We start from the raw sequence: 19,799 nt of genomic DNA on the forward strand, positions 1-19,799 counted from the left end.
CGCGGACTACATCCGCTGGGATAGCTTGCGCTCGCGAATCAGAGTAAGTGGGGGCCGGCACGAACTAGGTCGATGGGGGGGCGATGGCTTGCCAAAATTTAGCGAAAAAAAAAGCCCGATACTTGGGCGGGCTTCTTATCAGCGCAGTGGGTTAACCTCGTTTGGCCTCAGCCTCCATCATCACAAGGTTCTGCTGCTTGGTGGCTTCTGTCAGCACTTCGCTGTAGACACGCTTTTTCTGCTCTGACTTGGCGTTCCGAATAAAGTCGGCAAAGGGGCTCTTGGCACCTTTGGTAAAACCGAGCTTGATCGACATCATAAATGTGCTCCTGATCCTAACCCGAGCTGAGCCATTAAATCAGCCCGCGTGTACAGCACCCTGTCGGTTCGACGTCTAGCGATGGCTTTTTTGTTCGATCGTGCGAAGCCAATCGCTTCGTCTCGCATGAGCTGTTCAGCAGGCGTCATTCGTCCATTCCTTTGCTATGTAAATCATCAAGTTGGAACAGAAAAAGGCAGCGAATCTGTTTGGACGAAAGGATACCGGTTTGCTTCCCACGCTCTAGTTCATGGTTGTCGCCACGACGTGAGGGATATTTCCCAAATGAGAGAACGAAGCCGGTCAAGCACGTACCCGGTTCAAACTCTCAATATTCAGTGACCCCATCCTCCCTCAAAACCCACCCCGCCTCCCCAGCCACCAACCTGTACTGAATCTGCCGCATCTTCCCCGTCCGTCCCGCCTCAACAACCGAACTCTCATAAACCGGAAACCGTCGCACCAGCGCATTTTCCACCACCGCAAACTCTTCTTCCCCCTGATACCCCTGCGCCATTTTCGCGTTCTCACTAACGGCCGGAAGGTAAATCTCGCTCAGCGATTTTTTGCGGTTGGCCGAGTAGGCGACCAACTCCCCCGGCATTCCGCGCCCGGGTGATCGGGCGAAGATGTAAATCTCCGGTGAGCCATCGCGATCAAGGTCGGCAACTTCCGCGCGTGCGATGTTGCCTGTGATCGATCGAGTGATCTGCGAGTTGTCGATTTCCAATCCTTGAGGCGAGATGCGCACCACAGGATTTCCGTCGACCCATTCCCCCTTCACATGAAAACGTATGCCTTGCAGTTCGAGTGTTTGATCAAACGGTTGGGCGCTGTCCGTCGGGGGGCTGAGGGTCAATGAAAGGCTGTAATAGGCTACCTCGTTGCGCCGTGCAGCGTTGCGCATGAGGTACACCTGAACCGTGTATTCGCCATCGACGGGCAAAGGGCCCATGAAGTGGTTGCCCATGATCGATCCGTTGAACAGCGCAGCGTCGGCACCCTTGGCGGTGATGTTGAAGTAGGCGGATGCGTTGGAAGGCTTGAGGTCGACGGTCAGTATCTGGCCTGCCGTCGCACGGACGCGGTATTGCGCTTTGAGCGGACCTTTGATCGATTGCTTGAACTTGGCGCTATCGGCGCCTTTATCGAAAGGGACTTGCTCGACAGGAGGTGCGAGTTCGGTGGCGGCGTGTGCAAACGTGGGAACCACGGCCAACAGAACGGCGTTGATCCAGCGTTTCATTTTTTTTTCCTGAAAGGACCTGGAGCGAAAGGATAGATAAAACCCTGCGAGTCTGCGAAGACACAAAACCGACAAACGTCACCGGTGAGCAGGTGCTGCGCTGCTAGGCTTGCCTACTCTGTCGCTTCCCATCAGGAGTCACGGCCATGAGTACTGCACTTGAAACCGTTCTGTACACCGCAAAAACCCACACCGTCGGTGGCCGCACCGGCACCGGCAAGTCCAGCGATGGCGAACTGAGCGTCAACTTCAGCTCCCCCGGCTCGGGCAAGCCTGGCACCAATCCGGAGCAACTGTTTGCCCTCGGCTATTCGGCTTGTTTCATCGGCGCGATCCAGGTGGCGGCCGGCAAGATGAAAATCAAATTGCCGGAAGACACATCGGTGGATGCCGAGGTGGATCTGGGTAAAACCAGTGGCGGGGATTTTCAGTTGGCGGTCAGGCTGAACGTCAACATTCCCGGGTTGGACGCAGGGGTGAAGCGTGAACTGGCTGAGGCTGCGCATCAAATCTGCCCGTATTCGCGGATGACGCGCGGGCATGTAGAGGTGGAGTTGAAGGTGGTTTAAATCGCAGCCACACACTGGACTTGCCTTTGTGGGAGTGAGCCTGCTCGCGATAGCAATTGTTCATTCAACAAGGATGCCGACTGACACACCGCCATCGCGAGCAGGCTGATCTGGTTCTGTCGTGTATAGAGCTCAAATGCATGAGTGCCATCAGACGACTGCACAGCGAAGTTGAATCTCAGCGATTTTTGAACAGGGTGGGTTTCGCTCCAGGATTTTTTACCACTTTGTCCATAGTGAGGAGCTGCGCGATCAACTCATCGCTGAGTAGCGTCATTTAAATTCCCCTATCTGCTTACAGATTTCACATCACTGTTTGATCCGAACCAGTTTCGCTGGCTAACATCGGCAGTCAGAGATTTTTCTCATATTAATATGCCGGCGGTCCCTGAAGCCTACGGACTCTGCTTCCCACACAACAACCGTCAAAACGTGTTGGAAACAATCCCCAAACTCACGAGAGCTGTAGGACCTGTCCCTTGCTGACACTAGTTCGAAGCCCCAACCCCAAACTTTAACCCACCCCAACTCCAATCCTTCGACTGCTTCGTATAACAGCCCGGCTGATTGGCAGGCTCGGCATCACAGGCAATCCGCCCGTTCTTGCTGGTGTCGGTGGTGCGGTCGTTGTAGTACGCACAACCGGACGACAGGGAGAGGGTTAACACGACAATCAGCATTTTGTATTTCATGGCGCCATCCTTGGGAGAAGTAGTACAGCGTAGATCTGATTGTGTTGAACCGTCCAATGAAGTTGCGGAGCACAACCCGGTCGATTTCATTGTGTGCTTGATAGGATGCTCCCAAAGCCTGACGGCCAGCCCGTCCGTTCGATCCAGCGATCGATGAGCGTCCGGATGTCATCGATAAGCTATTGCGCCGGGGCGAAGCTGTGCTGCATGTCTACGATCAGGAGGGCTTGGCGAATGGGGGCCGGGTACTCAGGCGAAGTAAACGCATTCTGCTTCCGCGCTCGCATGTAAACAAAAAAACACCCGATGCAGTCAGTGCATCGGGTATTTTTTATTTTTGAGTCAGGAAACCAGGGCTCAGCCTTCCTCGGAAGATGCTGAGCTTTGGATCATTCTTCCCTCTTGGGATTGTTATTGGCGTACCGCATAAAGCTCCATTTGGGCTTTATACCGGTTCGGAACTGCGAAATCGACAACGGCAAAACCACTGTCGATCAAGAGTGCAATGAGTCGGTCGCGACTGAAATTATGGTAATGCTCGATTTCCAACCAGTAAGGGTTGGCTTTCTCCGCATCCATGATTTTCCAGCTCGAAGATGTCAAATCAGGCAGGCTGATAACAATCACTCCCCCAGGGCGAAGTACTTGCGCTGCTTTGCGTAAGGCTTCAAGCGGGTAAGGCATGTGTTCAAGAACATCCATCATGGACAGTACATCGGGCACGACCTCAAATTGCAGTGTCATGAAGTCATGTTGCAGTGCATTGAAGCCCAGGTTCTGAATCTGGCTGACGGTTTCGGCGCGGGCATCCAGGCCTATTGCCGAAAACCCGTAGTCTCCGGCCGTCATGACGAGCGCACCGTCGCCGCACCCCACGTCCACCCAAACCGGCCGGCTGGCCTGATTCACTACCGCCCCAAAACCACCCAGCAACCCCACGACCTTATCCACTACAGGCGCCCAGATAGCTCGCTTGGTGTCATGGTAGCCAGAGGATTGGGCGAGCTGACTGGCGTTAGCATTGCGGAAGACTTCGGCCAGGCCTGCTTCCGTCCAGTAGTGCCGGTTATGCACATGTGCGCACGATGGGCATTGCATCCACTCAATGGTTGGCGGCAATGGTTCATGCCATAAAGGATGAGCCGTACAGTTGGCGAACCCCAGCGTTGTACTCGCGCCCTCGCACAAGGGGCAGGCCAGATAGGGTGCTTGTAGTGGGAGTGCGCAGGTATCCATATCCGGCTCAACCACCGGTTTCGGCTCGACTGGCCCGCAGTCCGGCACATCGATATGTTCACCCTTTACGCCGATGCGATGCTGTTGGGTCATCATTTCGATGGCTGTTTCGAAATTGCGGGTAAAGCGCAGCGTATCGAACAGCGGTGTCGTCAAGCGATTGGCGGCGACCTTGTCACGCAGGGCCATCCGATAGTCGGCGTCGGTGCCGATGCGTTTGGCGATGCGTACCATGTCGTCATGGTCGGTGCCCACCAGTTCCGGCAGCTCGATCGCGTTGAGCAGGCTTTCGCTGACGCGTGAGCAGAAATGCTTTCCTCGCGAAGTAATCACGGGAACGCTGGCCCAGAGTGCATCCGATGTGGTGGTGTGTCCATTGCATACCAGCGTGTCGAGGACGGCGTCCGCCAGTTGTAAACGGGCAAGGTGTTCCTGGGGGATGGCAAATGGCGCAAAAATCAACCGTTGCGGATCGATGCCCGCGAGCAGTGCGTGACGGGTCAGGTTCGCTATGGCCGCTTCGCATTGGCCCAGCAGCCAGAGCACACTGTCCGGCACTTCAGCCAGCACACGCAGCCAGACGGAAAAGCTGGTGCGGTCGATCTTGTATGACTGGTTGAAAGCGCCGAACACCACCTTGTCGTCCGGGAGCCCGTTTGCGGCGCGGGTGGTCGGTTCGGCCGCCGCGCCACGTTTACGGTCGTTGCACTGATAGGAGTGCGGCAGGCGACAGAATGCCTCGGGGTAGTGTGGCGTACTGCTGTCAGGCGTCACAAACCGGTCCGAAACGATGTAGTCGATGTCGGTGTTTGCGGCACTGCCAGGATAGCCCAGGTAAGCGACCTGAAGCGGCGTGGGCCGGTAAGCCAGGATGCCTGGACGACCACCTCCGGTGTAGAGTTTCAGATCGAACAGGATGTCCAACTGATCGGCTGCGATCCGCTCGGCGGCCTGTTGGTCGCTCATGGAGTGGATAGCGACGTGATGCTCGACGGCGTTGGTGAAGCGTTGTCGGTATTCGGAAATATCGAAAGCGCTGTAATCGTATGCGAATACCTCGAAGCGTTCCCGGTCATGGGATTCGAACAGGCCGGCCATCAAATGCATGGTCGCATGGTTGCGGAAATCACAGGAGACGTAGCCGACACGAATGCGCTTGCCTGGACGTGATGTTGCAACAGGCGTCGCCAAAGGTTCAGTCGTCGGCACCATGCGCTTGACGTAGGCTTGAGTCACCCCGAGATTGCGGGCCTCGTCCAGGCACCACGTGAGGTGTGTCAAAGGGTATTCCTGCGGTAAATCGAACGCTGCCTGGTCGTACCAGGTGCCGATTTTTTGCTGCAGTGCTTCGATCCATTCCCAATCACAGGTGAAGCGAGCCGGTACCAGGGCTGCGCCGATCACCGCCGGGTCGTCAGGTGCCAGCTGGATAATCTTCTTGAAGGCGTGCGACGACTCTTCATAGCAATCATTGCTCTGCAGCAGCAATGCCGCATGGGTCAGCAGCCTGGGGTTAAGGCTGATCGTCAACTGGAGGCGCGCAAATTCGATACCCTCTTGCTGGCGATTGGCGTTGAAACAGGTGGTGATCAGCGCGTCGAGCACTTCATCGCTGTCGGGTGCCTCCTCATGGGCCTTGAGCAGGCACTGCAAAGCGTCGTCGGTAGTGCGCATGGCTGCCAGCAGCACTCCGGCAGCGAGCCAGTTGCGCGCACCGGCGCCTTTCCCGGCGGCTAGCTTGAAAGCCTCCACGGCATCGGCGAAGCGTCCGCAAAGGCGCAAGGCCTCGGCCTTCAGCCCGAGCAGGGCAGGGTGTTCCGGTTGCTGGTCCAGCAGTTGGTCAAGTTCGGGCAGGGCCTCGGTAGCATGGCCGCCATTAATCTGAGCGAGTAGCGCCTCAAGGCGCCCTTCCTGAATTGTCATAGGGATAGGTTTTCAAAAAAATGATCGCAAGATCGCGACGGAGACATCCAGCGATGTCCGGTGTTGGAAAAAAATGGGCAGGCGGACCACGAAATGTTCCTCAGGAGGTGTAGCAGCGGCTCATCCTAAATGGGCACATCCGGATTCGTCCAGAACCAGGAGATGAAAGAAAGGATAGGGCAGGTGAATGCCCCATCCCTGAATTTCAAAAGCGCTCAATGCACCGTCGATTGACCCCGGCGCGCATTAGTGGCTAATGCACGCCATGGTCAACCGTCGGTTCATGAGTGAACAGGTCGAGTCCTTACATCGTCAGATAAGGAATCTGAGTGGTAGAGAGTTGACCCAATTGGGCGGAAGTCATCGAAACGACCTGGTTATGGGTCAGTGCTCCGACCTGAGAGGTTGACAGCGCAGCGATGTGTGACGTGGTCAATGCGCTCACCTGAGCAGTCGTCAGGGCGGCGATGTCCTTGGTCGAAATCGCGGCAACCTGAGAGGTGCTCATTGCGGCCAGAACCGTGGTCGCAATGCCCGATATCTGAGTGGTTGACAGCAAGCCGATCTGGCCTGTCGACAAGTTGGCACCCAGCGCGCTGACCTGAGCGTACTTCAAGGCGCCCACTTGGCTGGTCGTCAGGCTGGTGACCTGAGCGCTCGTCATTGCAGCCGCCTGGGCGGTCGACAGTACTGCAACATCAGCCGTTTCCATTGACTTGACCTGAGTGGTGCTCAGGGAGGCCACGGCCGTGGTCGACATTCCGGCTACCTGCGCCGTCGACAGTGCGGCGATGTCCTTGGTCGAGATTGCCTGGAGCTGAGCGGTGCTCAGGCCGTTGATCAAGGCGGTGGTCAGGCCCGCGGCCTGTGTGGTGGTCAGTGCGCCGATTTGGGTGGTGGTGAAGTTCGTGCCCAGAGAGTTGACCTGGGTGTACTTCAAGGCCGCCACTTGGCCGGTGGTCAGGTTGCCGACTTGACTTGTGGTCAATGCCGACAGCTGAGCGGTCACCAGCGAACTGATGTCTCGGGTCTCGATCGCTTGCAGCTGTGTCGTGGTCAGGGTTGCGGTGTTCAGACCTGTGACCTGGCTGGTCGACAGCGCAGCGATCTGGCCCGTGGTGAAGTTGGCTTGCAGCGTTCCAACCTGAGCGGTCGACAGCGCACCGATCTGGGTAGTCGACAGGGCGGCAACGCCGGCAGTGCTCAAGCTAGCCAACTGGGTGGTCGACAGCGAAGCGATGTCCTTGGTCGAAATCGCTGCGACTTGGGCCGTGCTCAGGGCGGCTATCGTCGTCGTGGACACTCCCGCGGCCTGTGCTGTCGACAGTGCGCTGATCTGGCCCGTGGTGAGTTTCGCGCCCAGGCTTCCGATCTGGGTGCTGCTCAATGCGGCGACCTGGGCGGACGCCAGAGTACCGACTTGAGTCGTCGTCAGGGCGCCCAACTGGGCGGTCGACATCGCTGCAATGTCTTTGGTCTCGATTGCCTTGAGCTGGGTTGTGCTCAGGTTAACCAGCACAGTGGTCGACAGACCCGCTGCCTGCGTCGTCGACAGGGCAGCGATGTCCTGGGTCGAGATCGCTTGAAGCTGAGTCGTCGTCAGGGAGCCCAGAACGGTGGTCGACAGCCCTGCTGTCTGTGCCGTTGTCAGTGCGCCAATCTGGGTGGTCGACATTTTGGCTGCCAACGCACCGACCTGAGCGGTGGTCATCGCCGTGATCTGGCTGGTTGTCAGGGAGGCGAGATCAGTCGTCGCCACAGCGCCCAGTTGGGCAGTCGTCAGGGACGCGATGTCCTTGGTCGAAATCGCTGCCAGCTGAGCCGTGCTCAGGGCGGCCATTGCCGTGGTGGACACGCCCGCGACCTGCGCCGTCGACAGTGCGCTGATCTGGCCCGTGGTGAATTTGGCGCTCAGGCTTCCGACCTGTGTGCTGCTCAATGCGGCGACCTGGACGGACGCCAGGGTGCCGACTTGAGCCGTCGTCAGGGCGCTCAACTGGGCGGTCGACATCGCTGCGATGTCTTTGGTCTCGATCGCCTTCAGCTGGGTTGTGCTCAGGTTAACCAGCACAGTGGTCGACAGGCCTGCTGCCTGCGCCGTCGACAGGGCAGCAATGTCCTTGGTCGAGATCGCTTGAAGCTGAGTTGTGGTCAGGGAGCCCAGAACGGTAGTCGACAGCCCTGCTGTCTGCGCCGTTGTCAGTGCGCCAATCTGGGTGGTCGACATTTTGACTGCCAACGCGCCGACCTGAGCGGTGGTCATCGCCGTGATCTGGCTGGTTGTCAGGGAGGCGAGATCAGTCGTCGCCACGGCGCCCAATTGGGCAGTCGTCAGGGACGCGATGTCCTTGGTCGAAATCGCTACCAGCTGAGCCGTGCTCAGGGCGGCCATCGTCGTCGTGGACACTCCCGCTGCCTGCGCCGTCGTCAGTGCGTTGATCTGACCCGTAGTGAGTTTGGCGCCCAGGCTTCCGATCTGGGTGCTGCTCAATGCGGCGACTTGGGCAGTCGCCAGGGTGCCGACTTGAGTTGTCGTCAGTGCGCTCAACTGGGTGGTCGACATTGCTGCAATGTCTTTGGTCTCGATCGCCTTCAGCTGGGTTGTGCTCAGGTTAACCAGCACAGTGGTCGAGAGGCCCGCAGCCTGCGTCGTCGACAGGGCAGCGATGTCCTTGGTCGAGATCGCTTGAAGCTGAGTTGTGCTCAAGGTGCCCAGAACGGTGGTCGACAGCCCTGCTGTCTGCGCTGTTGTCAGTGCGCCAATCTGGGTGGTCGAGAGCTTGGCGGCCATGGTGCCGACCTGAGCGGTGGTCATCGCCGTGATCTGGGTGGTCGTCAGTGCAGTGACAGCGGCGGTCGATAGAGCACCCAGTTGGGTGGTCGACATTGCAGCGAGGTCCTTGGTCGAGATCGCCGCTGCTTGAGTGGCGTTCAATGTCCCCACTACAGTGGTTGTAAGACCTGCTGCCTGGGCCGTCGACAGTGCGCCGATCTGGGTAGCTGTCATGTTGCCGGCCAGTGCACCCACCTGAGAGGTACTCATGGCTGCGATCTGGGCAGTGGAAAATGCCGTCACTTGAGTTGAAGAGAGGGCTGCAACCTGAGCGGAGGCGAGCGATGCGACATCATCCGTGCCCAGTGCCTTGAGCTGGGAAGCATTAAAGGCTGCAATCGCCGCGGAACTCAGTGAGACAACGTCCGAAGTCGAAAGCGCTGCAATCTGGGCGGTGCTCAGAACCCCTGCCTGGGCAGTGCTCAGGGCGGCGATATCAGAAGTTGCTAGCGCCGCTATTTGTTTGGTTGACAGAACGGCGATTTGAGCCGTTGACATTGACGTGACGATTGAAGTCATGGATTAACGTTCCTGGAATGAATGGGTTGGACGGCATCCTTACCACTCTCGCGTCGCCACAATACGAGCCCACGAGCGCTATGCCATGCCTGAATAATTATCGGCATGGCCATTTGATACTTTAGAGAAATTAAGAAACATTTAGTCGCGAGCTTATAGGGAGCGGAGGGAGTTCCTCGCCTATTTGGCCGAGTCCCTGAGCATTCAGCCGCTGAACTCCGTTGGCTACTACCGCAAGGCCTGCAAGGACGCGATTCCCTATGGCTGCTCGGTTCTTGAGTGCGATAACGCGCAAGCTGCCGCGAGGCAGACCTTGACGCTGGGTCAGCACGTTTTCTTCAAGAATGTGCCATTTATATAGGGGTTGTACTCGGTCGGCAGGACGCCGGAGGTGGGATTTGACACCGGGCAGTCACTCCGGCGCCATCATTACCGCAAGCGTCATTTTGATGAACTCTTCATTCTTGTCGATAGTGTCCAAGGCGCCGCGCACGTTGTCGGCAACGTCGGCCGATCCGCACTGCTCGACCCAGTTCGACAGCTCCATGATGGCAGCCTCAAGGGCGAGCTGGTTTTCATTGAGCTTGAAGAGCAGGGAAGGGAGTAGGTCTGAGTTCGGCATGGGATTTCCTCCGTGTCGTAAATCAGCGTAGCAGGGAGGGAGTGGGTCGGCAGAACACCGGAGGAAGGAGGTGCTGAAAAGTCGCTGAGGCCTGTATGTGTCCACATGAATCCACAACAACCTTCAGCAGCATGTGAAACTCCAGATGCAACAAAGCCCGCACTGGGCGGGCTTCGTTGGTGTCTCAATTGGTGGAGCCGGGGGGATTTGAACCCCCGTCCGCCAGTACTCCGCTGTCGGTACTACATGCGTAGCCGTGTCTATTAAGTTAACCCTCAGCGACCCGACGGGCAGGGTGCTTTGGGCGAGTTGTGTAAGTTTTAGCCGCTTCGTCCACAACGTACTGCACGGCGATTCTGTTCTATATGACAATCACTTTGGGTTTACAGACATCCCCTGATGATTGCTGGACCCGAAGGTACCAGGAGGGAAGGGCTAAGGCTGCTTACGCAGCGAGAGCGTATTCCCCGTAGGTTTCGTCATTGGCAACTATAAGAAGTTGCAACAGTGGATTTACGAGTTCTGTTACCAACTCGGCATGCACCTAAAGTTTCGCAACCGGCGTCGAATCCTAAACGGCCCCGAGCCTGCTGCTCTGTGAATCAAAGTGAGCAACAAGCCTGCGCAGTGTACGCCAACAAGGCTCAGAAGGCCAACCCGAAGGTTGGCCCTGAGCGCTGCGGTTATTCACCGCCTTTCTTGGCATTCTTCATTTGCTGGATGAGCTCATTCGTTTCAGCGATGCAATCTTTTGTGCCTTCTGCAGTTCCTTTTGCCTGATCGGCTTTGGCCTGCTTAACGCTTGCCTTGATCGTATCCATCATGTCGGCTGAACTCTGGTACTCCGCCTGGTTATTTTCGATAGTTTTCAGGTTGACCGCGCATTGGTCTTCAGCAGCAAACGAAGCAGAAGTCATCAGGGAAGCAGTAACGAACAGGCCAAACAGTACAGAATGTTTCATGTGCATCTCCTTGAACTGAAGAACCAGGCATCGCTGACCATCAGGACGGGCTGCCGAGTTTTGGATGGTCCCACGTTTGCGGGACTTGATAGGTGGACTGCGGCGACAAGTCAGGGTTCGATTTTTCTACGGCTGGGCTGTCGATTCCCGCAAGAAGCCTTACAGAAGGCGCATAAACACGCCTTCCTTGAAGCACTGCTATCAGGTCACCCTGGCCTTGGTAACGCGGTCCACTAGATAGACTAGTCCGTGGTAGTCAATTCTGCTGTGTTGTGTAAGCCCTATCTCACAAGTGCGACTGGTCGAGATCCCTTCGCTGCACTGCTGAACCGCGTCCTTGAGCGTTCTTAACGCATAAGCGTTCAATTCCGGCGTGGTGAAACCTTTGTCACCGGCAAACCCGCAGCAGTGAATGCCTTCCGGAATGACTACGGTTTTGCTGCATTTGCGCGCCAGTTCGATCAACGCCTGGCTCTCGCCCAGATGCTGGGTGCTGCAGGTGACGTGCACTGCAATCGGCGCTTCCTGCGGAGTGAAATCCAGGCGATCCATCAAATGCGTACGGATAAAACGCACCGGGTCGTACAGGTCCAGTCGAACCTCGCCCAAATCCTCAACCAGCCGTAAGGTGCAAGGGCTGGTGTCGCAGTAAATCGGATCGATGCCCCCGCGACTGGCGTGCAGCAGGGCGCCGATCAGTTCCTGGCGTTTGTGTTCGGCCTGTTCGGCGTACCCCTTGGTGGCAAATGGCTGGCCGCAGCAGAGGTTGTCCTGATTGTCCGGGAACACCACTTGGTAACCGGCTTTTTCCAGCAGGCCGCGGGTTTTGTCGTACAGCGACATCTGCTCTTTATCACCCGCCGCCGGGCCCATGACCCGCGATACACAGGCCGCCAGGTACACCACCCGGGGGCGCTCGTCTGACACGGCCGGACTGAAGCGAATGGCTTTTTCCGGCTGCGGCATGGCACTGGTCCATTGCGGAACCTGACCTTTGGACAGCTTCGTCAGCGCCGCCGAAAGTTTCGCCAGGCGTGGGGTGCCCAGCAGCATCCGCGCGCCATTGGCGACGTGCAGGGTGAAACGGGCGCCTTGCAGTGCTGTTGCGAAATTGCCTTCCAGCCAGTTGGCGGTTTTCGTACGCGTTGCGTTACGGCTGCGGAGCTTTTTCACCAGCTCGCCGGTATTGATGCCTACAGGGCAGCGTTGCGCACAAAGACCGGTGGCCGCGCAGGTGTCGATGCCTTGGTATTCGTAAGCCGCTTCGAGTTCGGTGGTGTCGACGCCAGCACGCTTTTTAGCCTGAATATCACGCCAGATCACGATGCGCTGACGCGGGCTCAGGGTCAGGCCTTTCGACGGGCACACCGGCTCGCAGAAACCGCACTCGATGCACTTATCCACAATCTCATCGGCCGCCGGTAACGGCTTCAGGTGCTTGAGATGGATTTGCGGGTCTTCGCTGAGCACCACGTCCGGGTTGAGAATCCCGTTGGGGTCGAGCAGGCGTTTGAGCTGCCACATCAACTGGTAGGCAACGCTGCCCCACTCCAGCTCGACGAAGGGTGCCATGTTGCGTCCGGTGCCGTGTTCAGCCTTCAACGAACCGCCGAATTCCACCGCCACCAACTGCGCCACGTCGTCCATGAACGCTTGATAGCGTGCGACTTCTTCCGGGTTGTTGAAGCCTTGGGTGAAGACGAAGTGCAGATTGCCTTCCAGCGCGTGTCCGAAAAGGATCGCTTCGTCGTAGTGATGTTTGTCGAACAACTCGATCAGGCGGTTTACGCCGAGGGCCAGTTGTTCCACCGGGAAGGTCACGTCTTCAATGATTACGGTTGTGCCGGTTTTACGCACGGCGCCGACGGCGGGGAAGGTGTCTTTGCGGATCGCCCAGAGGCGGGCGTTTTCGACTGGGTCTTCGGTGAAGTCGACCTGTTTCTCCACCGGGAACGAAGTCAACGACACCATGATCTGCGCCAGTTGTTCCTGCAGCAAGGTGGACGATGCGGCGCGGGATTCGATCAGCAGCGCGCAGGCATTATTCGACAGGTGCTGTACGAAAGCGGGCATGCCGGGTTTGCTCTGCACCGAGCGCAAGCTGCGGCGGTCCAGCAGTTCCACGGCTGACACCGGTTGGCTTTTCAGCACGGTCACGGCGTTGCAGCAGGTTTCCACGTCCGGGAACACGATCAGCGCCGAGGCCTTGTTCGGGTGGTCGATCACCGTGTCGTACGTCACCGCACTGATAAAGCCGAGGGTGCCTTCGGAGCCCACCAGCAAGTGGCTCAAGATATCCACAGGCTCGTCGAAATCCACCAGGGCATTGAGTGACAGGCCGGTGGTATTTTTCAGACGGTATTTGTGGCGGATTCTTGCAGCCAGTTCGGCATTGGCGCGAGTCTCGCGGCCCAAGGTTGCCAGACGTTCTAGCAGTGAGGCATGGCTTTGACGAAACGCCGCGACGCTGGCCGCGTCTTCGGTGTCGAGGCGGCTGCCGTCGGCCAGTACCAGCCGAATGCCGGCCAGCGTGCGATAGGTGTTCTGCGCCGTGCCGCAGCACATGCCGCTAGCGTTGTTGGCGACGATGCCGCCAATTTTGCAGGCGTTGATCGAGGCCGGGTCCGGGCCGATCTTGCGTCCGAACGGTGCCAGCCAGGCGTTGGCCTGCGCGCCGATCACGCCCGGTTGCAGGCGGATTTGCATGCCTTGGCCACGGATCTCGCGACCGTTCCAGTTATCCCCCAGCACGATCAGCACCGAATCGCTGATGGCCTGGCCAGACAGGCTGGTGCCAGCGGCGCGGAAGGTCACCGGGACCTGATCCCGTTGTGCCAGTTTGAGCAACGCCACCACTTCGTCTTCCGACTCGACACGAATCACCAGTTTCGGAATCAGTCGATAGAAACTGGCGTCAGTGCCGAAGGCCAATGTCGACAGCGGGTCGTCGAAACGTCTCTCTGGGGGGATCAGTTGCTGTGCATCTCTGAGGAAAGCCGCCGGTAGACTCATTGGTCCTCCAGGATCAAAACCACCAGGTCTTTCGGACCATGAGCACCGTAGGCCAGGATTTGTTCAATGTCTGCGGTTTTCGACGGGCCGGACACTAACAGGGCGTTGGTCGGCATGCCTTGGGCCCAGTTGAATTCCTGTTGCACCTGATAGAAGTTGTCGCGGATCTCGCTGGCCTTGAGCAGGGCGAAATGCACCGGGGGTACCAGGCTCATCAAGCGCGGTTCTTCTCGCGTCGGCCAGAGAATCAGGCTGCCGGTGGCGGCGATTGCGCCGAGAGTGCCGGTGAGGCTGGCCGGGGTGTCGTTGAACAACTCGGCTTTCCATTCTTCAACCGGGCGGTCGTAGGCTTTGAGCGTCGGTAGCCCCGGATTATTCGCACAATGTTGTGAGAGGCGTTGCCCGTGAGGCGTCGTCGGCGCGATCAACAGGCTTGGCAGCTGACGATCCTGCAACAACTGAGCCAGCAGCAAAGGCCAACCTTCTCCCGACGTCAGATGAATTTCGGTATGCACCGCTTCCATCAGTTTGCGCAGCTGCGGGATGCGTTGCTCGGGCGTGTACGTGTAGGGCGCTGTCACCAGTTCGACGTCGAACTCGTCAGGCACAGGCGTGGTGCCGGTCAGACTTTTCCGTAACTTGGCGAGGATATTTTGCTTGGCGCTCATCAGCGGTCTCCCTGTTTGCCCAGATGTTCGCGGGCCATGTCATGCAGTGAGCGGGCAGCGGGTTTTGGTGCGCTGTGGTTTTGCGTCCACGGTCCGACATTGTTCGGCGTCAGCGCGCGCAGGCGAGTGGCTAAGAAACCGAACAGGCGATACAGCGTCGGCGAGCTGTTGAGCTTCGCCCAGGCGTTCCAGATGAACCGTTCCGTGCGCGAGTATTTACTGCCTTGACCGCGCATGACTTGATGCGGGCTGTCCGGCGCTTTGACGTTTTCTTCCCGCAGGCGACGCAGCAGGGCCGGGATAGGGATTTTTACCGGACAGACTTCGCCGCACGCACCGCAAAGGGATGAAGCGCTGGGGTGATCCGGGACTTTCGCCAGGCCGACCATGTGCGGCGTGATGATTTTTCCGATAGGCCCGGGGTAAACCTCCCCATAGGCGTGGCCGCCGATTCGGGTGTAGACCGGGCAATGATTCATACAGGCGCCGCAGCGGATGCAGTTCAGGGTCTGGCGCAGTTCGCTGTCGGCAAACGCCTGGCTGCGACCGTTGTCGAGCAAGACCAGGTGCACTTCCTGAGGGCCGTCGAGTTCATGCGCCTTGCGTGGGCCGGAGATCATGTTGACGTAGGTGGTGATCGGAATGCCCAGCGCCGAACGGGTCAGCAGCGACAGCAGCGGCACCACGTCGCGCAGGTTTTCCACGACTTTTTCGATGCCGGTGACGGCGATGTGCACCGGTGGTACAGCGGTGGTCATGCGCCCGTTGCCTTCGTTTTCCACCAGCAACAGGGTGCCGGTTTCGGCCACGGCGAAGTTCACACCGGAGACGCCGATGTCCGCTTCGAAGAATTTCTGCCGCAAGACTCTGCGACCGATCTGAATGAGTTGGTCAACGTCCTTGGTGTATTCCACGCCAAGTTTGTCGTGGAACAAGGACGCGACCTGACCGGCATTCTTGTGGATCGCCGGCATAATAATGTGTGAAGGCTTCTCGTGGTCGAGCTGGACAATGTACTCCCCCATGTCCGACTCCAGGCATTCAATGCCTTGAGCCTCGAGGACATGATTCATCTCCATCTCTTCGCTGACCATCGATTTGCCCTTGATCACTTGCCGCCCCTCGTGAGCGCGGATGATCGAGAGGACGATGCCATTGGCTTCGTCCACCGTTTCCGCCCAGTGCACTGTCACACCGTTGCGGGTCAGGTTCTGTTCAAGCTGCTCGAGCAGGTCGGGCAACTTGGATAACGCACGTGCGCGGACAGCATTGCCCAGCGCTCTCAGATGTTCTCTTTCGTGGGCATCGCTGAAGGACGCTGCCCGTTTGGCCATCAGTGAATCCATCGCAGTGCGAAAGTTGTTTCGCAATTGCTTGTCGTCCAAAGCCTTGTGAGCCCGGGCGCGAAAATCTTCTTCGACGTTGACCGTCGGAATAATCGTGGACGTGCTCATTGGGCACCTCCGGTTCGCTGCCAGAGGAAACTGGCCAGGTGTTGGCCGCGCAACGCTTCCTGCTGTTTCTCCAGCGAGCCGTTGATGTTCATCAGGCAACCGCAGTCGGCACTGAGTACCTTGTGCGCACCGGACTCTTTCAAGGACCGGGTCTTGTCCGCCACCATCGCGCCGGAAATGTCCGGCATACGGACGCTGAATGTCCCGCCAAAGCCACAACATTCGCTTTCGTGATCGTGATTGACCCGCTCCACGTTACTCAGTTGTGACAAAAGCTCGCGACCGTGCAGGTGGGTGTTCATCTCACGGCGTGCCGAGCACGACGTGTGCAACGCCACTTTGACCGGCTCGCCGCTGTCCTTGAGCTGCACCTTGCAGACAAACAGCAGGAACTCGGCCAATTCATACGTCCGGGCGGCGAGCGCCTGGACCTGCTTCAACGTGTCCGGCTCGTCCTTGAACAAGTCGGCGTAGTGTTCGCGCAACATCCCGGCACACGATCCCGACGGCACCACCACCGGATAATCCCCGGCGAACAGCGCCAGTTGCGAGCGTGCCACGGTCCTTGCCTGCTCGGTGTAACCCGAGGTGTAGGCCGGTTGTCCGCAGCAGCTTTGCCCTTGCGGGTACTCGACACGAATGCCTTCACGTTCCAGCAAGTGGATCGCGTCCATCCCGGCTTCCGGGTAGAACAAGTCCACCACGCAGGTGCCGAACAGGTAGACCCGTGACGGTTTCTCGCTGGGGTATTGCCGAGGCTCGGGCGGTGGCGGGGCGACGCGGGTCGCGTTCGGCACAGCGTTGTAAAAAAGCTCGCTCATCAGGCGTGTCTCCGGGTGGGCCCGGTTATCCGTCCGCTGAGGCTGCTGAACATAGAGCGGGAAGCTTTCAGCAGCCTTGCAGCCCGGGTTGTGAATTGCTGACGCCGGAATCGTGGTCCGGCGTCGGTTTTTGCTTTTTAACCTGTAGTACTTAGTGCACCAGCATGCCGGTGAACCAGTAGGCCTGAGCCAAGGTGATCAAACCGACTATCGTTGCAAAGAATAGGCTGTGCTTGAGGGTGAAGCGGAACAGATCCGATTCTTTGCCCACCAGGCCGGTCGCAGCGCAGGCCACGGCGATCGATTGTGGCGAGATCATCTTGCCGGTCACGCCGCCACTGGTGTTCGCCGCCACCAGCAACACATCGTTGACGCCGATTTGATGCGCAGTAGTCGCTTGCAACGAGCTGAACAGGGCGTTGGAGGAGGTGTCAGAACCGGTCAGGAACACACCCAGCCAGCCGAGGAACGGCGAGAAGAACGGGAACGCTGCGCCGGTGCCGGCCAGTACGAGGGCCATGGTCGACGACATGCCCGAGTAATTGGTGACGAAAGCAAACGCCAACACCATACCGATCGACAGAATCGGCCAGCGCAGCTCGTAGAAGGTCTCTCTCAAAGTGGTCAGACCAGTTTTGATGTTGATCTTCAATACCAGCATCGAGATCAGCGCGGAGAAGAAAATAGCGGTGCCGGTTGCGGAGATCGGATCGAGCTTGAACACCGCCGGAATAGCGGTTGGAGCCGCAACGATGGGTGCAACCTTGATCACCATTTGATCCAGGTGCGGGATCGCGAAGTTGAACACCCAGCTGTACATCGAACCGCCGGCAGCGAACATTGCCTTGAACGGTTTCAGGGTCCAGATGGTGACCAGCACGGTGAGGATCAAGAACGAGACCAGGCTTTGATGATTTCCAGGAGGCTGTAAGGAGAAGCGACGGTGGTGCGCTTCTGGCCGAAACCACCAACGCTGGCGGTCACCACGGACGCCGAGACGGCGCCGACGATGTGCTGCCCGGCGGCGCGTTTCGGTTGCCAGACTTTGAGGAACAGGGTCAGGGAAATCAGGCTGGCCAAGGCCGAGGTGATGTCCGGCAGTTCCGGGCCAATGAAGTTCGAAGTGAAATACTGGGTGACGGCAAAGCTCAAACCAGCCACCAGTGCAGCAGGCCAGGTTTCCCGAACGCCGCGCAGGCCATCCATCATGAACACCAGCCAGAACGGCACGAATAGCGACAGCAGCGGCAGTTGACGGCCAGTCATGGCGCCGATCTTGAACGCGTCGATGCCGGTCACTTGCCCGGCAACGATGATCGGAATCCCCAATGCACCGAATGCGACGGGCGCGGTGTTGGCGATCAGGCACAGCCCGGCCGCGTACAGCGGATTGAAGCCCAGTCCGACCAGCAGCGCGGCGGTAATCGCAACCGGGGCGCCGAAGCCAGCGGCGCCTTCGAGGAACGCACCGAAGCAGAACCCGATCAGCAGCACCTGCAAACGCTGGTCGTCGGTGATTGACAGTACTGAACTGCGGATCACTTCAAACTGGCCACTCTTGACCGTCAGTTTGTAGAGGAACACGGCTGCCACAATGATCCAGGCGATGGGCCACAGACCGTAAGCGAAGCCATACCCGGCGGCGGCGAACGCCATGTCGACCGGCATCTGGAAGGCAAAGATCGCCACGGCAATGGACAACGCCAGGGTGATGCTGCCGGCCACGTGGCCTTTGAGGCGGAACACCGCCAACGCCAGGAAGAAAAACACGATAGGGATAACGGCCGCGAGGGCGGAGATGCCGAGACTGCCGAGCGGGGTATAGAGCTGTTGCCAGGTTTGCATATGGGGTGGCCCCTAATTGTTGTTGGTCAGGCACTGTGCAGCGTTCTTGGCTAATTGGTAATACCAATTTACAATCGCTGTTGGCTAGGGTAAAAGCCTTATGTGCGGTGTGTCAATTTGCCGCCCTAAAACTTTTGTCGAATAAGCCGTGCGCATTGCTGCTGACCGGTTTGATCGAGCGTCGTCTTGCCAGGTGCTGGCGTCGCGCCAATAGGCCAGAATAGAGAGCCCGGCGAGCGGTCGGGATCGTGGAGAATTGAGTTATGGGGTTTGATCAGATTCGTCAGCGCCGTTTGTCTGACGATATTGTCGAGCGGCTCGAGGGGATGATCCTTGAAGGCACGCTGAAGTCCGGTGAGCGCTTGCCGGCCGAACGTGCGCTGGCCGAGCAGTTCGGCGTGTCACGCCCTTCGTTGCGCGAGGCGATTCAGAAACTGGCCGCCAAGGGCTTGCTGGTCAGTCGTCAGGGCGGGGGCAATTATGTCGTCGATTCGTTGGGGTCGACCTTCAGCGATCCATTGCTGCACCTGCTGGAAAATAACCCCGAGGCGCAGCGCGATCTGCTGGAGTTTCGCCACACCCTGGAAGCCTCCTGCGCTTATTACGCGGCATTACGCGCCACCGATGTGGACCGTGAGCGGCTGACAGCCGCGTTTGAAGTATTGCAGGATTGTTATTCGCGTCATGACGACGTGAGTCGGGCCGAAGAAGGCGCGGCGGACGCGAGTTTCCACCTGGCCATTGCTGAAGCCAGTCATAACGCGGTGTTGCTGCACACGATTCGCGGGCTGTTCGATCTGCTCAAGCGCAATGTGGTGACCAACATTGGCGGCATGTATAAACAACGCACCGAAACCCGCGACATGCTGATCACGCAGCACCGGGAGTTGTACACGGCGATTATCGAAGGGCGAGCGGAGCAGGCGCGGGAAGTCTCCAGTCGACACATCTTGTATGTGCAGGAAGTGCTGGAAGAGGTGCGTCAGGAAGTGCAGCGCATGGCTCGGGCGGAGCGGCGCAAGGGGATGTAGTCAGCAAACGATCGTTCCCACGCAGAGCGTGGGAATGATCAGGGTAG

At 58.4% G+C, this 19,799-nt stretch carries 14 protein-coding genes, 1 other RNA gene and 1 pseudogene; 3 read left to right on the top strand and 13 right to left on the bottom strand.

Features of this window, described 5'->3' with window-relative positions; genetic code table 11:
* Window positions 1-151 precede the first annotated feature (151 nt).
* Both ACA048_RS03715 and ACA048_RS03720 read right to left on the bottom strand, forming a co-directional pair.
* Window positions 152-319 carry a hypothetical protein gene (locus ACA048_RS03715; RefSeq protein ID WP_175648960.1) on the bottom strand — a complete coding sequence of 56 codons (168 nt, stop codon included), beginning with the start codon at window positions 317-319 and terminating at the stop codon, window positions 152-154.
* A gap of 328 nt (window positions 320-647) precedes the next feature.
* Window positions 648-1,565, bottom strand: a complete 918-nt coding sequence (locus tag ACA048_RS03720) for a hypothetical protein (RefSeq protein WP_497627987.1) — start codon at window positions 1,563-1,565, stop codon at window positions 648-650.
* Window positions 1,566-1,711: 146 nt separating this feature from the next.
* Between ACA048_RS03720 and ACA048_RS03725 the strand changes: the two genes are divergently transcribed.
* Complete coding sequence (locus ACA048_RS03725; RefSeq protein WP_497627988.1) at window positions 1,712-2,134, top strand: organic hydroperoxide resistance protein; 423 nt, start codon at window positions 1,712-1,714, stop codon at window positions 2,132-2,134.
* Window positions 2,135-2,622: 488 nt separating this feature from the next.
* Here the strand turns inward: ACA048_RS03725 and ACA048_RS03730 are convergent, their stop codons facing one another.
* The 3 genes from ACA048_RS03730 to ACA048_RS03740 form a co-directional block, all read right to left on the bottom strand.
* The gene (locus tag ACA048_RS03730; RefSeq protein ID WP_497627989.1) at window positions 2,623-2,826 is read right to left on the bottom strand and encodes a hypothetical protein; all 204 of its coding nucleotides are present in this window, start codon (window positions 2,824-2,826) and stop codon (window positions 2,623-2,625) included.
* Between the two features lie 411 nt (window positions 2,827-3,237).
* Window positions 3,238-5,985 (bottom strand): O-linked N-acetylglucosamine transferase family protein, encoded by a 2,748-nt coding sequence (locus ACA048_RS03735; protein ID WP_497627990.1) that lies wholly within the window; start codon window positions 5,983-5,985, stop codon window positions 3,238-3,240.
* A 304-nt stretch (window positions 5,986-6,289) separates the two neighbouring features.
* Window positions 6,290-9,337: a beta strand repeat-containing protein gene (locus tag ACA048_RS03740; protein WP_497627991.1), complete on the bottom strand. Its 3,048-nt coding sequence runs from the start codon at window positions 9,335-9,337 to the stop codon at window positions 6,290-6,292.
* A 184-nt stretch (window positions 9,338-9,521) separates the two neighbouring features.
* Here ACA048_RS03740 and ACA048_RS03745 point away from each other — a divergent pair, with 184 nt between their 5' ends.
* Window positions 9,522-9,698: a hypothetical protein gene (locus ACA048_RS03745; protein WP_497627992.1), complete on the top strand. Its 177-nt coding sequence runs from the start codon at window positions 9,522-9,524 to the stop codon at window positions 9,696-9,698.
* Window positions 9,699-9,749: 51 nt separating this feature from the next.
* Here ACA048_RS03745 and ACA048_RS03750 read toward each other — a convergent pair whose 3' ends face one another.
* The 8 genes and pseudogenes from ACA048_RS03750 to ACA048_RS03785 form a co-directional block, all read right to left on the bottom strand.
* Window positions 9,750-9,959 (bottom strand): hypothetical protein, encoded by a 210-nt coding sequence (locus ACA048_RS03750; RefSeq protein ID WP_497627993.1) that lies wholly within the window; start codon window positions 9,957-9,959, stop codon window positions 9,750-9,752.
* 189 nt (window positions 9,960-10,148) lie between these two features.
* Window positions 10,149-10,542: a transfer-messenger RNA gene (gene ssrA, locus ACA048_RS03755) on the bottom strand.
* Between the two features lie 100 nt (window positions 10,543-10,642).
* Complete coding sequence (locus tag ACA048_RS03760; RefSeq protein WP_497627994.1) at window positions 10,643-10,921, bottom strand: PA2433 domain-containing protein; 279 nt, start codon at window positions 10,919-10,921, stop codon at window positions 10,643-10,645.
* Window positions 10,922-11,122: 201 nt separating this feature from the next.
* The gene (locus ACA048_RS03765) at window positions 11,123-13,933 is read right to left on the bottom strand and encodes an FAD-binding and (Fe-S)-binding domain-containing protein (RefSeq protein WP_497627995.1); all 2,811 of its coding nucleotides are present in this window, start codon (window positions 13,931-13,933) and stop codon (window positions 11,123-11,125) included.
* Window positions 13,930-14,601, bottom strand: a complete 672-nt coding sequence (locus ACA048_RS03770; protein ID WP_497627996.1) for a LutC/YkgG family protein — start codon at window positions 14,599-14,601, stop codon at window positions 13,930-13,932. The genes ACA048_RS03765 and ACA048_RS03770 overlap by 4 nt, the downstream gene beginning before the upstream one ends.
* Window positions 14,601-16,055, bottom strand: coding sequence for a LutB/LldF family L-lactate oxidation iron-sulfur protein (locus tag ACA048_RS03775; RefSeq protein ID WP_497627997.1), 1,455 nt, complete (start codon window positions 16,053-16,055; stop codon window positions 14,601-14,603). The genes ACA048_RS03770 and ACA048_RS03775 overlap by 1 nt, the downstream gene beginning before the upstream one ends.
* A complete protein-coding gene (locus ACA048_RS03780; RefSeq protein WP_497627998.1) occupies window positions 16,052-16,876 on the bottom strand; it encodes a (Fe-S)-binding protein in 825 nt (274 codons plus the stop codon). Before ACA048_RS03780 ends, ACA048_RS03775 begins: the two co-directional genes overlap by 4 nt.
* Before the next feature lie 151 nt (window positions 16,877-17,027).
* A pseudogene (locus ACA048_RS03785) lies at window positions 17,028-18,721 on the bottom strand (lactate permease LctP family transporter).
* 263 nt (window positions 18,722-18,984) lie between these two features.
* On the opposite strand from ACA048_RS03785, the gene ACA048_RS03790 reads away from it, so the two are divergent.
* A complete protein-coding gene (locus ACA048_RS03790) occupies window positions 18,985-19,752 on the top strand; it encodes an FCD domain-containing protein (protein ID WP_223516354.1) in 768 nt (255 codons plus the stop codon).
* Window positions 19,753-19,799 lie beyond the last annotated feature (47 nt).

The sequence above is a fragment of the Pseudomonas sp. LBUM1659 genome (assembly GCF_059716045.1).

Coding starts and splice junctions, on each gene's coding strand:
- ACA048_RS03715 (WP_175648960.1), bottom strand. CDS start 319: ATGATGTCGATCAAGCTCGGTTTTACCAAAGGTGCCAAGAGCCCCTTT.
- ACA048_RS03720 (WP_497627987.1), bottom strand. CDS start 1,565: ATGAAACGCTGGATCAACGCCGTTCTGTTGGCCGTGGTTCCCACGTTT.
- ACA048_RS03725 (WP_497627988.1), top strand. CDS start 1,712: ATGAGTACTGCACTTGAAACCGTTCTGTACACCGCAAAAACCCACACC.
- ACA048_RS03730 (WP_497627989.1), bottom strand. CDS start 2,826: ATGAAATACAAAATGCTGATTGTCGTGTTAACCCTCTCCCTGTCGTCC.
- ACA048_RS03735 (WP_497627990.1), bottom strand. CDS start 5,985: ATGACAATTCAGGAAGGGCGCCTTGAGGCGCTACTCGCTCAGATTAAT.
- ACA048_RS03740 (WP_497627991.1), bottom strand. CDS start 9,337: ATGACTTCAATCGTCACGTCAATGTCAACGGCTCAAATCGCCGTTCTG.
- ACA048_RS03750 (WP_497627993.1), bottom strand. CDS start 9,959: ATGCCGAACTCAGACCTACTCCCTTCCCTGCTCTTCAAGCTCAATGAA.
- ACA048_RS03760 (WP_497627994.1), bottom strand. CDS start 10,921: ATGAAACATTCTGTACTGTTTGGCCTGTTCGTTACTGCTTCCCTGATG.
- ACA048_RS03765 (WP_497627995.1), bottom strand. CDS start 13,933: ATGAGTCTACCGGCGGCTTTCCTCAGAGATGCACAGCAACTGATCCCC.
- ACA048_RS03770 (WP_497627996.1), bottom strand. CDS start 14,601: ATGAGCGCCAAGCAAAATATCCTCGCCAAGTTACGGAAAAGTCTGACC.
- ACA048_RS03775 (WP_497627997.1), bottom strand. CDS start 16,055: ATGAGCACGTCCACGATTATTCCGACGGTCAACGTCGAAGAAGATTTT.
- ACA048_RS03780 (WP_497627998.1), bottom strand. CDS start 16,876: ATGAGCGAGCTTTTTTACAACGCTGTGCCGAACGCGACCCGCGTCGCC.
- ACA048_RS03790 (WP_223516354.1), top strand. CDS start 18,985: ATGGGGTTTGATCAGATTCGTCAGCGCCGTTTGTCTGACGATATTGTC.